This window comes from Amycolatopsis sp. NPDC058278 (assembly GCF_042881395.1).
Taxonomy (GTDB): Bacteria; Actinomycetota; Actinomycetes; order Mycobacteriales; family Pseudonocardiaceae; genus Amycolatopsis.
On the sequence record NZ_JBHVXZ010000003.1, the window covers coordinates 75,926 to 89,422 of the forward strand.

A 13,497-nucleotide genomic window follows, 5' to 3' on the forward strand; every position below is an offset into this window, starting at 1 on the left:
GGCCTTGGCGATGCCGGCCGGGCCGCCGCAGCGCTGGGCTGAACCCGCGGCCCGACAGCCCGCTCGAGTCCGAAGTGGACATTGAGGCCACGGATCCGGTCGCCGAGTTCAGTGACCTCGCCGGCCAGGTCGAACGCGGCCTCGCCCGCACGATCTTCAAGCTCCGTCAGCGATACTCGGACCGACTCGTCGGGGCTTGACCCGACACAGCAGCCCCGGGGGCGCCCCCCGGGTCCAGTCTATCGGCGGGGTGCGACAAACCCCGCGAAACGGCCGATGAGCGGCCGGGGTTCTCCACAACGCGGCCAGGCTGTGGACAACCGAGAGACTCGCGCTCAGGCCGACGGGCGTTCCAGGACCGCCCGTTGCTCCACCCGGCCGTCCAGCACGAACTTGCTGTGCGCCGTGAACCCGAGCTTCTCCACCACCCGAGCCGACGGCTCGTTCGCCGGCTCGTACACGGCCAGCAGCCGATCCGCCCAGCGCGACTCGAAAGCCTGGTCGCGCACCGCCGTCGTTGCCTCCGTGGCGTAACCGCGGCCCCAGCGCGAGGAGGCGATCCACCAGCCCATCTCCACCGCCGGCAGGCCGAGGCCCGACTCGCTCGCGCTGCGCCGGACCAGGGACACCACTCCGTCGAACGTGCCCGGCGCCGCCGACACCGCGAACCAGCCGAAGCCGTGCTCCGCCCAGTGCGTCAGCGTCGCGCGGTGCTTGGCCAGGGTGTACTCGTGGCTCCACGGCTCGCCCGTGCCCACGTACCGGACCGTCTCGGGGACCTGGGCCAGTGCGAAAAGATCGTCGAAGAAGTCTTCGGACCACGCGTGGAGCGTGAGCCGTTCCGTGGTGATCAACACCGGTTCCACCCTATCCCAGCAGTACGGCGATCCCGTCGAGCTGGCGCTGCAACCCGAACTCGAACGCCTCGTCGAGGCCGACGTCCTCGACGCCGGTCATCACCTCGGTCAGCGCGGGGAACCGGCCCGATTCGAGCAACCGCGTCAGCAGCGCCATGTCGGCCTGCAGGCGCTGGTCGCCCGTGATGCCCGTGTCCTGCTCCGCCTGGACCTCGAACGCGTTGCTCACCGCCAGGCCGCCGACCCAGCCGTTGAGCGTCATGATCACCTGCAGCTTCACCCGCCGCTTCAGGCCGGTGCCCGCCAGCGCCCGCAGCGACCAGTCGACCAGCCGGAGACCCGCCGCCAGTACCGGGGGGCGGACCAGGGAATTGAGCAGGATCGGCGCCAGCCACGGGTGACGGCGGTACGCCCGCCACTGCGCGCGGGCAGCGAGTTCGAGGCGCGGCCGCCACCGCGCCGGGCCCGGCTCCGGCAGCTCCACCTGCCCGAGTGCGACGTCGGCCATCAGCCGGAGCAGCTCGTCCTTGTCCGGCACGTGCCGGTACAGCGCCATCGGGCCGACCCCCAGCTCGGCCGCCAGCCGCCGCATCGACAGCGCGGCGAGGCCTTCGGCGTCGGCCAGCGCGATGGCCGCGCGCACCAGCGCGTCCCGGCCCAGCGGCGGCTTGACCGGTGTCCGGTCGGCGACGACCGTGCCGCTGCCCGGCACCGCGCGCACCCAGCCCTGCTCGCCCAGCGCGGAGAGGGCCTTCGCCGCGGTCGCCATCGCGACACCCCACTCGCGGACCAGCGCCCGGGTCGACGGGACGCGGTCGCCCGGCCGCAGCTCGCCCGCGCTGATCCGGCGGCGCAGGTCCGCCGCGATCCGCAGGTAAGGCGCCTCGGCCACCGGAACTCCGTACTAGAACACTTACCGATCGGACCTAGAACGGTTTCAGGGTACTCCCCCAACATCAGCCGCAACGATTGCCGGTCGCTCCCCTCGGAAATACGGTTCGAATACACCGTACGAACCAGGGGGAACCATGACGACGACCGAAGTCCGCCGCCCGAAGCCGTGGGTGCGCCGCCCGTGGGTGTTCCCGCTGGGCCTGCTCGTCACCGCCTTCCTCGTCTTCTCACTGCCGCCCTACCTCGGGCTCGATCCCGCGCAGTCGCGGATCCCCGCCCCGACCGGCTGGTACTACCCGGTGCTGGTCACGCACATCGGCTTCGCGACCCTCGCCATGGTGACCTGCGCGCTGCAGATCTGGCCGTGGCTGCGGCAGAAGCACCCGGCGGTACACCGCCGCACCGGGCGCGTGTACGTCTTCGCCGGCGCGCTCCCCGCGTCGGTCGCCGGTTTCGCCATCGCGCTCGCGGCGCCGTTCGGCCCGGTCGGGGCCGTGTCGAACGTCCTGCTCGCGACGCTCTGGTTCGGCTGCACCGTGCAGGGCTACCGGATGGCGCGGGCGCGCCGGTTCGGCGAGCACCGCCGCTGGATGATCCGCAGCTTCGCGCTGTGCATGTCGATCATCAGCAACCGGATCTGGGGTGTGGTCTGGGCGGTGGTGCTGACGCCGCAGCTGGACACCACGTTCGGCGGCAGCGAACTCGCACTGGGCCAGGCGATCGCCGGGATCACGACGTGGACCGGCTGGGTGCTCCCGCTGCTGGCCGCCGAATTCTGGCTCGGCCGAGGACGGAGCCGCCGTCGTACGACGGCCTGAGCCACGGTGCTAGCAATGGACGGGAATGACCTCAGTAACCGAGGTAGTTCCCCTGGTCGCCGACCTGCGGCTCACGTACGACATCGTCCTGCCTGGCCTGACGCAGCCCGCCGGCGATCCGCTTTCCCCCACGGCCACGGTCTCGCAGATCGACCACTACCGCGATCGCCAGCAGCGCCACGATCACGCTTCCCGCGATGATCCATCCCATGCCGGCCCCCCTTGCTCCCTCCCGAGAGTAACGCCACGACCGGAAACCAGAACCCGGACTTGATCGAGAATTAGGGGGGTTCGGGCCGCCTGAGCAGCCCGAACCGGACCGCTCTCTTCAGCCGCTACGAACTCACCGGCTGAGTCACCACCGGGCGGCGTCCGCGAGCAGTGCGTCCCGCACCGCCGCGGGCCCCGGCCGGCAGGGCTCCGTCCGGGTGACCGCGAAAAGCGTGTTGATCGGTGGCTCCTCCGGCTCCAGGAGCGCGACCAGCTCCCCCGATGCCAGCTCGGCCGCGCAGAGGTACCGCGGCAGCACGCTGACGCCGAAGCCCGCCAGCACGCCGGCGAGGACTCCGCGCAGGTCCGGGACCACGACCGCGGGCCCCGCGGACGGGCGCGTGCCCAGGATCGAACGCCAGTAGCGGCGGATGATCGGCAGGTCCTCGGCGTAGGCCACCAGCGGCGCCGTCCGGGGGTCGCCGGTGAAGCCGCGGGGGCCGACCAGGACGAACTCCTCGTCGGTCAGCGGGGTGGCCGTGAAGCCGCGGCCGCGAGGGCGAATCGTCGAGACGACCAGGTCGAAGCGCCGCTGCGCGAGCCCCGTCAGGAGGTCGTCGGCCAGGCCGAACGTCACCCGCAGCTCGAGCCCGCACGCCACCAGGCCGGCCAGCGCGGGCAGGACCCGGGCGGTGGTCAGCTCGGCCGGCCCGGCCAGGTGCACGGGAGCCGCGAACGGGTCGGGCTGCTTCGCGACGACGCCGGTGAGCGCGTCGATGTGCGGGGCGATCCGGCCGGCCAGCTCGTCGGCCACCGACGTCGGGGTCACCCCGCGGGCGCGCCGGACGAACAGCTGCTGGCCGAGCTGGTCCTCCAGGGCCCTGACCTGCGCGGTCACCGTCGGCTGGGACAGGCCCAGCGACGGTGCCGCGCCGGTCAGCGAACCGGCCCGGTGGACGGCCAGGAACGTGCGCAGCAGATCGAGGTCCAGCTCAGTCCTCGATCAGCTCGATCGAGTCCACGACGTTCGGGTAGAACGCGACGTGGTCCTTGATCGGCGCGACCGCGTCGTACGGCTTCGCGTACGTCCAGACGGCGTTCTCGCCCTGCACGTCACCCGCGTTGAGCGAGAAGTAGCCGGCCTCGCCCTTGTACGGGCAGTACGTCTCGTGGTCGGTGCGCTCCAGCACGCCCGCGTCGACGTCCGCCAGCGGGATGTACTGGACCGCCGGGTACGTGGATTCCTGCAGGGTGAGCGCGTTGCGGCTGTCCGCGATCACGCGCCCGCCCGCCTTGACCACCACGCGTGCCTTGGTCGGCTCGACGGTGATCGGGTGGTCCGGGCCCGGCTGCAGAACCTGCTTCGCCATGTCAGCTCCCTAAGAGTCCTGTGTACAGGGAGCAGCACGCCGGGCCCGGCGGATATTCCGCGCCGGTGGGATCAGGGCAGGTAGTACATCGGGTTCGGCAGCTTGACCGGGCGCAGCGCGTGACCGCCTTCGAGGTCGCTGAACTGGTCGCCGAGGTTGAGCACGATCTTCGCGCCCGTCGCCTCGATGTGCGCCCGCGTGCCCGACTTGTACTGGACGGTGGTGCAGGTCAGCCCGCACGGCAGGTAGTCCGGCGCGGTCGTCTTCGGCTTGAAGAACGCGCCGGCCGGGGCCGGGAAGCCCTCGTCGGCCAGGTTCTTCAGCGACTGCGGGCCCTGGAACTCGTTGCGGCCGGTCAGGAAGTACACCTTGACGCCGTGCTGCGCCGCCCAGTTGGCCAGCTCCAGCACCGGCTTGTTCGCGACGAACGTGCCGTTGTCGATCGCCTGCTGCTGCTTGACCGGGTCGAAGCCGAAGTCGTTGTCGGCCTCCCAGCCGTAGGTGACCTCGGACGTGTCGTCGACGTCCAGCACGATCGCCGGGCTCTTCACCCGGCCCAGCTGCTGCTGCAGGAAGCGCTTCGCGTCGGAGACGACCCGGTTGGTGTCCTTCACGAACCGGCTCGTGTCGGAGTAGTGGTGCTTGCCCGCGGCGTCGACGTAGTCGCCGTAGTACGCCTTGACGTCGAGCTTGACCTGGCCGATGTTGGCCGGCTCCTTCGACCGCGCGGCGGTCGATTCGTCCGAGCCGGCGAGCGCCGTGGCGCCCGAGGCGACGGTGGCACCGATGGCCGCGGCGGCGGCGAGCTTGACGAGACCTGACCATTTTCCGGACACGGCGACCCTCCAGTGGAACTCGGCAACTGGGGGAACCTACGTCACGTTCACCCGGAGTTCCACCCTTCGAAAGTTTCCGTTCACGTGATTCTTTCGGCGCGACACAGGAACGCCACCGGCGACCGCCCGATCCGCGTCAGCACCACCGACGCTTCCGCGCCGCCACGGGGTTTCAGGCGCCGCCGCAGCGCGTCCGGGTCGACGTCGAGACCTCGCACCAGGATTTCCAGCCGCCCCACGTCGTGTCGCTTGAGGACGGCCTTCAACGCCTTCTCGGTGTACGGCCCGTGCTCCAGGACGCGGAACGCCCGCACCCCCGGTGGCGGAGTGTCGCCCGTCAGGTACGCAATGCGTTCGTCCAGCTGCCACAACCCGTGCCGCGCCGCGTAGTGGCGGACCAGCCCGGCCCGGACGACGGCGCCGTCGGGGTCGACGATCCACTCCCCCGGCTCGCGCGTGGGCAGTTCGTCCGGTTCGGCGTCGGTGACCGTCCACTGTGTCCCATCCGAGCGCAGCACGGTCGCCCGGCGGGTGACGCCGGTGCTCAAGCCACGCCAGAGGCAGGATTCACGCACCTGGCCGTCCAGGGACACGAGTTCGACCTCATCCGCCCACGGCGTGAGCGCGAAGTCGAGGCCGGGAGCGCACTTGATCGCCAGCGGACGTCCCGGGCAGGCCTCGACCAGCCCGTCCAGGGGCGGCGCGAAGTCGGCGGGTTTCCACGCCCGGCGCCCTGCGGAGTCCCGGCGGGCGGGGTCGGCGACGACGACGCTGGAGCGGCTGGCCGGACGCAGGGCGTCCGCTCGCGCGAGTCCGAACGCGACTCCCGCCTCAGCTCCGTTGTGGCGGGCCATTTCCAGCCGCACCGGGTCCACATCGGACCCGAGCGTGCGCCGCGCGACCCGGGCGATTTCGACGAGGTCCGCACCCACCGAGCACGTGAGGTCGTGGACGTCGAGCCCGGCGAACCGGGCGGCCCGGTGCCGCGCCACGACCGACGCGCTCGCCTGCTGGAGCGCGTCGGAGGTGAACAGCCAGTCCACGCCGGACAGTTTGCCGACGGCTTTCCGCCGCAGCAGCACGGTTTCCAGGACGGCGGCCGCGTGTTCCTCGCCGACCAGGCGGCGGACCTGCGCCACGGACGCGATCCGGTCGGTCAGCGGCAGCGCCGAGACCTCGGCGAGCGCCGCCACACCCGCGCCGGAGCGCAGGTAGGCGACGTCGCCGAGGCTGAACGAATAGCCCAATTCAGGACGGCCGCTTGGTCCCGGTGATCATGACGTTGTAGAACAGCTCCCGCGGCAGGATCTTGGCCAGGACCTTCTTGTCCACGACGGACAGCCGCAGCCACAGGTGGTAGGCGAACAGCCGCCAGCGCACGGTGAGCTTCTCGGCCGGCACCGCGGCCTCGAACGTCCGGATCGGCCAGCCCGCGAGCGCGGCGGCGAACTCCTCGGTGACCGCGCGGACGTCCTGGGCGCCGGCGCCGCGGGCCCACGACTCCAGCTCCGACGGGTCGAAGGTGTGGATGTCGACCACGGCTTCGAGCGCGGCGGCGCGGGACGACTCGTCCAGTTCGGACTGCGGACGCCGCCAGCCGCTCAGCACCGGCAGCTTCGTGACCCGGGTGGTCAGGAACCAGGTGAACTGGCCGAGCTTGCGGGCGTAGAAGTCGCCGATCTTGGTCGGTTCGCCGGCGAAGACGAACCGGCCGCCCGGCTTGAGCACGCGCAGCACCTCGCGGAACGCCGCCTGGACGTCCGGGATGTGGTGCAGCACCGCGTGCCCGACCACCAGGTCGAAGGTGTTGTCGTCGTAGGGGATGCGCTCGGCGTCGGCGACCCGGCCGTCGACGTCGAGGCCGAGCTTCTCGGCGTTGCGCAGCGCGACCTGGACCATGCCGGGCGAGAGGTCGGTGACCGAGCCCTTCTTGGCGACGCCGCCCTGCATGAGGTTCAGCAGGAAGAAGCCGGTGCCGCTGCCCAGCTCCATCGCGTGCTGGTAGGGCTGGCCGTCCTCGCCCGCGACGGCGTTGAACACGTCGGCGGCGTAGGAGATGCAGCGCTCGTCGTACGAGATCGACCACTTCTCGTCGTAGGTGCCGGCTTCCCAGTCGTGGTAGAGCACGTTCGCCAGCTTGGGGTCGGCGTAGGCCGCCTGGACCTCTTCGGCGGTGGCGTGCGGGTTCGGCGCCGGGTCGTTCACGTCGGTCAAGGCGTCATTTCCCTTCGAAAGTGGCCTTGCCGGGCCCGTTTTCGATGAACGACTTCATGCCGTTCTGCTGGTCTTCGGTCGCCCAGAGGGCGGCGAACAGGTGCGACTCGAGCTTGAGCCCGTTCGCGAGGTCGGTGTCGAGGCCGCCGTCGATGGCCGCCTTGGCCGCGCGCAGGGCCACGGCGGGGCCGTTCGCGAACTGCGCCGCCCACTTGTGGGCAGCCGCGTAGACGTCGTCCGGCGCGACGACCTGGTCGACGATCCCGAGAGCCAGTGCTTCCTCGGCCTTGACGAACCGTCCGGTGTAGACGATGTCCTTGGTCTTGCTCGGACCGATCAGCCGGGCCAGGCGCTGGGTGCCGCCCGCCCCGGGGATGACGCCGAGCTGGATCTCGGGCTGGCCGACCTTGACGTTGTCGCCGGCGATCCGGCGGTCCGCGGTCAGGGCCAGCTCGAGGCCGCCGCCGAGGGCGTAGCCGGTGATGGCCGCGACGACCGGCTTCGGGATGTTCGCGATGGCCGCGAGAGTGCCGGTGAGGGTCGCGCCGAACTTCGCGATCTCCGGGTAGGTGCGGGTGGCCATCTCCTTGATGTCCGCGCCGCCCGCGAAGGTCTTCTCGCCGCCGTAGAGGATCACCGCGCGGACGTCGTCACGCTCGGTGGCTTCCTTCGCCAGCTCGGCGAGCTCGGCGGTGACCTGGGCGTTCAGGGCGTTGACCGGCGGCCGGTCGAGCCGGATGGTGCCGACCCCGTCCTTGACCTCGAGGGTTACGAACTCTCCCACGCCATTCCTCCTCGTTGACGGACTGCCAGCAGGCTACCGGTCGGTAGGGGCAGCCTAGCGGCGACGGGCGAAGAAGCGATCGCCGGAGCGCTCCAGGACGAGGTCCTGGTCGAAGGTCTTCGAGAGGTTTTCGCTGGTGATGACGTCGTCGACCAGGCCGGAGACCACCGCGTGGCCGTCACGCAGCAGCAGCGCGTGGGTGAAGCCCGGCGGGATCTCCTCGACGTGGTGGGTGACCAGCACGATGGCCGGCGCGTCGGGGTCCATCGCCAGGTCGGACAGCCGGGCGACCAGATCTTCGCGGCCGCCCAGGTCGAGCCCCGCGGCGGGCTCGTCGAGCAGCAGCATCTCCGGGTCGGTCATCAGCGACCGGGCGATCAGCGCGCGCTTGCGCTCGCCTTCGGACAGCGTGCCGAAGGTGCGCTCGGCGAGCTGCCCGATGCCCATCGCGTCGAGGAGTTCGGTCGCACGGGCGGTGTCGAGGGTGTCGTATTCCTCACGCCAGCGGCCGAGCACCGCGTAGCCGGCGCTGACCACGACGTCCTTGACCAGCTCGTCGCCCGGGACGCGCTGGGCGATGGCGGCCGAGGTGAACCCGATGCGGGGACGCAGGTCGAAGATGTTGACCCGGCCGATCCGCTCGCCGAGCAGGTCGACCTCGCCGGTGGTCGGGTGCAGTTCGGCCGCGGCGAGGCGCAGCAGGGTGGTCTTGCCCGCGCCGTTCGGCCCGAGCACCACCCAGCGCTCGTCCAGTTCCACGGTCCAGTCGAGGCCGGCGAGGAGGTCGTTGGTCCCCCGGCGGACGCCGACACCGGCCATCCGGACCACGAGGTCGTCAAGTTCGCTGGGCTGGATCGGCTCGCTCACGAGGCCCATTCTGTCTGCCGTCGCGCGCGCGTGCGCACCCGCCCGGGTGAGACGGCGAACGAGCAGGTCGGCGCACGTCCACGACGTGGAACGGTGCACGCCGGAAGTACCGCGCGCGCCAGCGCTGTGGCAGCATCGCGGGTATGTCAGCCGACGCGCCCGCCACCCCGGTCACCCGGGGCTCGTTCTGGCGCCGTCGCACCATCGACCTGCTCCTCGTCGCTTCGGCCGGGTGTACGCGGGCGCGGCTCCGCTGATCCCTCGCGTCCGCTGACGCGTGCGGCGTCGCGCTGCCCCGGCCGTCCCGATCACCTTCGCGTCCGAGGAGCACCTCCGTTGACCACGTCCCTGGTTCGTCCGCCCGTCGAGATCCACCCGCAGCTCACCGACCCGCTGCTGCCCGAGCTGCTGCACCCTTCGCGGCTGCTCTGGACCCCGCGTGAGCTGGCCGAACTGACCACCACCGTCACCACCGAGCTGACCGCGGGCCTGCGGGGCATCCTGCGGTTCGACGAGGACCGCCGCTGGTGGGCGCGGCTGGCGCTGACCGACGGCGTCGAGCTGTGGCTGCTGTCGTGGCTGCCCGGCCAGTCCACGAAGCCGCACGACCACGGTGGTGCGTCCGGCTCGTTCACCGTCCTGCAGGGTGAACTCGGCGAGGAGTACCGCTACCCCGGCGGCCCGATCCGGCGCCGGACGCACGTCGCCGGCCAGGGCCTCGGCTTCGGCGCCGGCCGCGCCCACCAGGTCACCGGCCTCGGCGACGAGCCCGCGGCGAGCGTCCACGCGTATTCGCCGCCGCTGGTGGCGACGCGGGAGTACGCCACGCTCGCCGACGTCCCGGCGGAAATCCCGCCGCTGCCCGCTATCGTCCGGTCATGAGCGCTGTCGACTCGCTGCTGGCCTCCGCCCGGTCCGGCTTGGACCGGGTGACGCCCGCCCGGGCCCGCGAGCTGCAGGAGGCGGGGGCCCTGCTGGTCGACATCCGGCCGCTGGCGAACCGCGAGACCGAGGGCGAGATCCCGGGCGCGGTGATCGTCGAGCGGATCCACCTGGAGTGGCGGCTGGCGCCGGACAGCGAGTGGCGGCTGCCTTCGGTGACACCCGACGCGACGGTGATCGTGGTGTGCAACGAGGGCTATTCGTCGAGCCTGGCGGCGGCCGACCTGCAGCGGCTCGGCCTGCCCGGCGCGACCGACCTCGACGGCGGGTTCCGCGCGTGGGCTGCCGCCGGCCTGCCCGTGCAGGCAGGCGGCAGCCCGGCGGTGCCTTAGCAGCCCCCGTTTTCCACGCTACCGAAGGGGACCGACAGTTTTTCGGCCGACACTGTTCAGCCGGCCAGTGCCGGGGCGATGTGCTTCGTGAACAGGTCGATGCCGGACCGGTCGTACGCGGCTTCCGGGAAGTTCAAGATCGCGTACGCCATGCCGCGCTTGCCCAGTGCGGCGAGGTGCTCGGCGACCTGCTCCGGCGTGCCGACCGTCGGGCCGCTCGCGAAGGTGGCGACCGCGCGCTCGGCCTCCTCCGCCGGGACGTACTTCTCGTAGTGCGCCTTCAGCCAGGCCACCTTCTCCCGGACGTCCTGATCGGTCTCGCCGAGGACGACGCTGAGGTTGCCCGAGCGCACGATCGCGTCGAAGTCGGTGCCGACGTCCTTGCAGTGCGCCGCGAGGATCTCCGACTTGCGGGTGAAGGTCTCCGGTTCGGGGTAGAAGTTCGTGTACCGCGCGTACTTCGCGGCGATCCGGAGCGTCTTCTTCTCGCCGCCGCCGGCGATCCACAGCGGGATGCCGCCTTCCTGCGGCGGCAGCGGGCGGAGGATCGCACCGGCGGTCCGGTAGTGCTTGCCGTCCAAAGTGGACGTTCCGGTCGTCCAGAGGTCACGCATGATCCGGACGCCCTCGTCGAGCTGGCCGAGCCGCTCGCCGGCGGACGGGAAGCCGTAGCCGTAGGCCCGCCACTCGTGCTCGTACCACCCGGCGCCGATGCCCATTTCGACCCGGCCGCCGGAGATGAGATCGGCGGTCGCGGCGACCTTCGCCAGGTAGGCGGGGTTGCGGTAGCCCATGCAGGTGCACATCTGCCCGAGCCGGATGGTCTCCGTCGCGGCGGCGAACGCCGAGATCAGCGACCACGCCTCGTGCGTGGCCTCCTCGGTGGGGACGGGCACGGTGTGGAAGTGGTCGTAGACCCAGATCGATTCGAAGGGACCCGCCTCCGCGTGTTTCGCGAGGCCGAGCATGGTCTTCCAGTGGTCCGCGGGGTCGATGCCGGCCAGGTCCAGCCGCCAGCCCTGCGGGACGAACATTCCGAAGCGCATGCCTACAACTTAGCTTCGCTCAGCGTCGGGCGCGGCGTGATTTCCCGGCTGGAGCAGCGCCAGCTCAGGCCATCCGCGCGAAGAACTCCAAGATGGCGTCGGAGAGGTCCTGCACGTACCGCGGGTCGCCGAACCGCGGCACCGGCGCGTCCTGCCGACCGGCCATCGGCGCGCGCCGCGGCGCCTCGACCGCCGCAACCGCGGGGGTGACAAGCTCGGGCAACGTCCCGCGGATCGCTTCGAACTCACCCGTGGCCGCCCGCCACGCCGACTCGAGCTGCTCGGCGGCCTCGACCCTCTGCTGCTCCAGCCGGGCGAGAGAGTCGGACGCGGTCTCGAAGTGCCGTCGCCCAGCCAGCTCGACGAGGATCTGGACGTAGCTCTCCGTCGCCCCCGCCGCCGTCTCGTAGGCCCCGGCACCCAGCCGGCACTGCTTGACCAGCCGGTCGCGCAGTTCTCCGTAGGCGTCGGCGGCGCGGCCGGCCCAGCCCTCGGGCGCCACCGACCGCAGGTCCGAAGCCAGGTCTTCGAGCATGGCGGCGATATCGCCCAGCCGGACCGCTTCGTCCTGCAGCAGCTTGATCGTCCCGGGCGACCAGGTCTGTTCCGTCGTCATGGCTCCTCGATCAGCCCGCCGCACGGGGCTCGGGGGCGATCCGCTCCAGTCGGTCGCGGACTTCATCCTGGTGCTCCGCGTAGCGGCGGGCTGCGGTCTCCAGGCGTTCGCCGAGCTCCCGGGCGTCTTCGAGAAGGCGCCCGACCGCGGCGGCCGATGCGCGTTGCAGGTCTTCCAGCGCCGCGGTGAGCAGCACGTCCCCGACGAGCTCGGGACGGGCCGAATATCGCAGAGCCGCGCGACCGGCGGACTCCTTCGTCACCGCGCCCAGCCGGATCGCGGCGGCGCGCAGCAGCTCGGGATCGGCTTCGAAACCGCTCATCGGGAACAGGTCCTTTGTCGTCAGCGGCGCACGGCGATCAGGCCGGCGAGCACGGAAGGCGGAAGGGCGAGCGACTCGGCGGTCCCGCTGCCCCGGCGGCGGCTCGGGTTGACCAGGATGCCGGCAGGCTCCGGCCGGACGAGGGCGGCGCCGACCAGTTCACTCCCTTTGCGGACGACTTCGGCCGACCACGGCGCCCCCGCGGCCGCGCGATACAAGCTCAGCCGGTCCGGGGTGTCGAAGACGCAGACCCACGCCCCCCGCTCCTCGAGCGTGACCACCATCGGATCACCGTCCCGATCCGCCGGCGTCAACCAGGAACGGAGAGCGAAGGCGCGGAGGAAATGGTCGACATCCGCCCGCGGATCGACCAGCGTCGCCGGGTCGCCTTCGCGCGGGCCGGACTCGCCGATCGCCGCGCGCGGTTCAAACCGCTGTTCCGCCGCGCGGACTTCGGCCAGGTCGAGCCTCGTTTGAGGACTGGTCAAGCTTTTCGCCAGCAGCTTCTGGAATGGCTCGAGCCGCCGGTCGCAAGTCCGCGGTGAAGGGCCGTCGGACAAGCTCTTGAGCCGATCCCCCTTGTTTCCCGCCAAGGCCCGGTCGTCCGTGTTGTACGCGGTCCGGACGATCGCCTCCAGCTTCGGTCGGTTCAACTGGTCGAGCACGGCCTCGATGCGCAGGAATACGATCGCAGCCACCCGCGACGGCGGGTCGTCATCGGCAATGTGCCAGATGCGCCGCAGTTCGGGGCCCAGATCGCCGTGGAGGTCGAGGCGCCGGACCCCGTCTCCCTTCTGCAAGCCCGCGGCGGCGTCGACGGCACGACCGACCGCGGAAGCGGGCAGCACGCCGCCGTTCCCGGACCGATCCGTGCTGATCATGGTCCCCCCTGACCCTCAATGGAGTGAACATCATAAAGGACCGTTTGGCCTTTTGCGCACCGCGTGTTCAGTTCGGCGGACACGTTCGGCAAATCGCCCCTACCTGCGGTTTTGCCAAATTGTGGACAGTTTCCGGACGGACGCGTATCGGTTCCGCCGTGACAGATTTTCTCGCCACGACAAACCGTACGTCCGTTCCATGACATGTTTCTGGCCGAAAGCGCTGATCACGGGCGCGGAATGGCGGCGCGTGCCTACCGTGGTTCTCGAGAGCCGCACCGCGAGCGGCCCACGGATCCGGGAGAAACCATGGAAAACACGCTGATCGTCCTCGTCACCGCACTCGCCTTCCTGGCGGGCGGCCTGACCGCCACGATGGCCGCCACGTGGTGGTCCAGGCACCGGCACGACGAGGTGCGCCGCGAACCACCGCGTGAGGATGCCGCGTGCCGGCGATCGAACAGTTGCTGCTGTACCCCGGTGCGCCGATGAATGACGCCTGACGCCG

At 71.1% G+C, this 13,497-nt stretch carries 18 protein-coding genes; 4 read left to right on the forward strand and 14 right to left on the reverse strand.

Going from position 1 to position 13,497, the window contains the following annotated elements; translation table 11 throughout:
* Positions 1–335 precede the first annotated feature (335 nt).
* A complete protein-coding gene (locus tag ACFVYA_RS02240) occupies positions 336–857 on the reverse strand; it encodes a GNAT family N-acetyltransferase (RefSeq protein ID WP_387041399.1) in 522 nt (173 codons plus the stop codon).
* Positions 858–867: 10 nt separating this feature from the next.
* Complete coding sequence (locus ACFVYA_RS02245) at positions 868–1,749, reverse strand: TetR/AcrR family transcriptional regulator C-terminal domain-containing protein (RefSeq protein ID WP_285988939.1); 882 nt, start codon at positions 1,747–1,749, stop codon at positions 868–870.
* Between the two features lie 136 nt (positions 1,750–1,885).
* On the opposite strand from ACFVYA_RS02245, the gene ACFVYA_RS02250 reads away from it, so the two are divergent.
* Positions 1,886–2,569, forward strand: a complete 684-nt coding sequence (locus ACFVYA_RS02250) for a DUF2306 domain-containing protein (RefSeq protein ID WP_387041403.1) — start codon at positions 1,886–1,888, stop codon at positions 2,567–2,569.
* Positions 2,570–2,600: 31 nt separating this feature from the next.
* Here the strand turns inward: ACFVYA_RS02250 and ACFVYA_RS02255 are convergent, their stop codons facing one another.
* The 8 genes from ACFVYA_RS02255 to ACFVYA_RS02290 form a co-directional block, all read right to left on the reverse strand.
* Positions 2,601–2,780 carry a hypothetical protein gene (locus ACFVYA_RS02255; RefSeq protein WP_285988937.1) on the reverse strand — a complete coding sequence of 60 codons (180 nt, stop codon included), beginning with the start codon at positions 2,778–2,780 and terminating at the stop codon, positions 2,601–2,603.
* 144 nt (positions 2,781–2,924) lie between these two features.
* Positions 2,925–3,770, reverse strand: coding sequence for a LysR family transcriptional regulator (locus ACFVYA_RS02260; protein ID WP_387041591.1), 846 nt, complete (start codon positions 3,768–3,770; stop codon positions 2,925–2,927).
* Between the two features lies 1 nt (position 3,771).
* The gene (locus ACFVYA_RS02265; RefSeq protein WP_285988936.1) at positions 3,772–4,149 is read right to left on the reverse strand and encodes a DUF427 domain-containing protein; all 378 of its coding nucleotides are present in this window, start codon (positions 4,147–4,149) and stop codon (positions 3,772–3,774) included.
* A 71-nt stretch (positions 4,150–4,220) separates the two neighbouring features.
* Positions 4,221–4,985, reverse strand: coding sequence for an HAD family acid phosphatase (locus ACFVYA_RS02270; protein ID WP_387041408.1), 765 nt, complete (start codon positions 4,983–4,985; stop codon positions 4,221–4,223).
* 80 nt (positions 4,986–5,065) lie between these two features.
* On the reverse strand, positions 5,066–6,232 hold the full coding sequence (locus tag ACFVYA_RS02275) for a class I SAM-dependent methyltransferase (protein ID WP_387041410.1): 1,167 nt from the start codon (positions 6,230–6,232) through the stop codon (positions 5,066–5,068).
* Between the two features lies 1 nt (position 6,233).
* Positions 6,234–7,199, reverse strand: a complete 966-nt coding sequence (locus ACFVYA_RS02280) for a class I SAM-dependent methyltransferase (protein ID WP_387041413.1) — start codon at positions 7,197–7,199, stop codon at positions 6,234–6,236.
* A 4-nt stretch (positions 7,200–7,203) separates the two neighbouring features.
* Positions 7,204–7,983 carry an enoyl-CoA hydratase/isomerase family protein gene (locus tag ACFVYA_RS02285; protein ID WP_387041416.1) on the reverse strand — a complete coding sequence of 260 codons (780 nt, stop codon included), beginning with the start codon at positions 7,981–7,983 and terminating at the stop codon, positions 7,204–7,206.
* A gap of 54 nt (positions 7,984–8,037) precedes the next feature.
* On the reverse strand, positions 8,038–8,859 hold the full coding sequence (locus ACFVYA_RS02290) for an ABC transporter ATP-binding protein (protein WP_285988931.1): 822 nt from the start codon (positions 8,857–8,859) through the stop codon (positions 8,038–8,040).
* A 327-nt stretch (positions 8,860–9,186) separates the two neighbouring features.
* Between ACFVYA_RS02290 and ACFVYA_RS02295 the strand changes: the two genes are divergently transcribed.
* Together ACFVYA_RS02295 and ACFVYA_RS02300 are read left to right on the forward strand one after the other, a co-directional pair.
* The gene (locus ACFVYA_RS02295) at positions 9,187–9,732 is read left to right on the forward strand and encodes a cysteine dioxygenase (RefSeq protein ID WP_387041419.1); all 546 of its coding nucleotides are present in this window, start codon (positions 9,187–9,189) and stop codon (positions 9,730–9,732) included.
* Positions 9,729–10,124: a rhodanese-like domain-containing protein gene (locus ACFVYA_RS02300; RefSeq protein WP_285988929.1), complete on the forward strand. Its 396-nt coding sequence runs from the start codon at positions 9,729–9,731 to the stop codon at positions 10,122–10,124. Before ACFVYA_RS02295 ends, ACFVYA_RS02300 begins: the two co-directional genes overlap by 4 nt.
* 56 nt (positions 10,125–10,180) lie before the next feature.
* Here the strand turns inward: ACFVYA_RS02300 and ACFVYA_RS02305 are convergent, their stop codons facing one another.
* From ACFVYA_RS02305 to ACFVYA_RS02320, 4 genes are all read right to left on the reverse strand, one after another.
* Entirely contained in the window at positions 10,181–11,170 is a 990-nt protein-coding gene (locus ACFVYA_RS02305; RefSeq protein WP_387041422.1) for an LLM class F420-dependent oxidoreductase, read from the reverse strand.
* A gap of 64 nt (positions 11,171–11,234) precedes the next feature.
* A complete protein-coding gene (locus ACFVYA_RS02310; RefSeq protein WP_387041425.1) occupies positions 11,235–11,786 on the reverse strand; it encodes a putative T7SS-secreted protein in 552 nt (183 codons plus the stop codon).
* Between the two features lie 10 nt (positions 11,787–11,796).
* Positions 11,797–12,108, reverse strand: a complete 312-nt coding sequence (locus ACFVYA_RS02315) for a hypothetical protein (RefSeq protein ID WP_387041428.1) — start codon at positions 12,106–12,108, stop codon at positions 11,797–11,799.
* A 20-nt stretch (positions 12,109–12,128) separates the two neighbouring features.
* Complete coding sequence (locus ACFVYA_RS02320) at positions 12,129–12,956, reverse strand: hypothetical protein (RefSeq protein ID WP_387041430.1); 828 nt, start codon at positions 12,954–12,956, stop codon at positions 12,129–12,131.
* Positions 12,957–13,193: 237 nt separating this feature from the next.
* Between ACFVYA_RS02320 and ACFVYA_RS02325 the strand changes: the two genes are divergently transcribed.
* The gene (locus ACFVYA_RS02325; RefSeq protein WP_387041433.1) at positions 13,194–13,481 is read left to right on the forward strand and encodes a hypothetical protein; all 288 of its coding nucleotides are present in this window, start codon (positions 13,194–13,196) and stop codon (positions 13,479–13,481) included.
* Positions 13,482–13,497 lie beyond the last annotated feature (16 nt).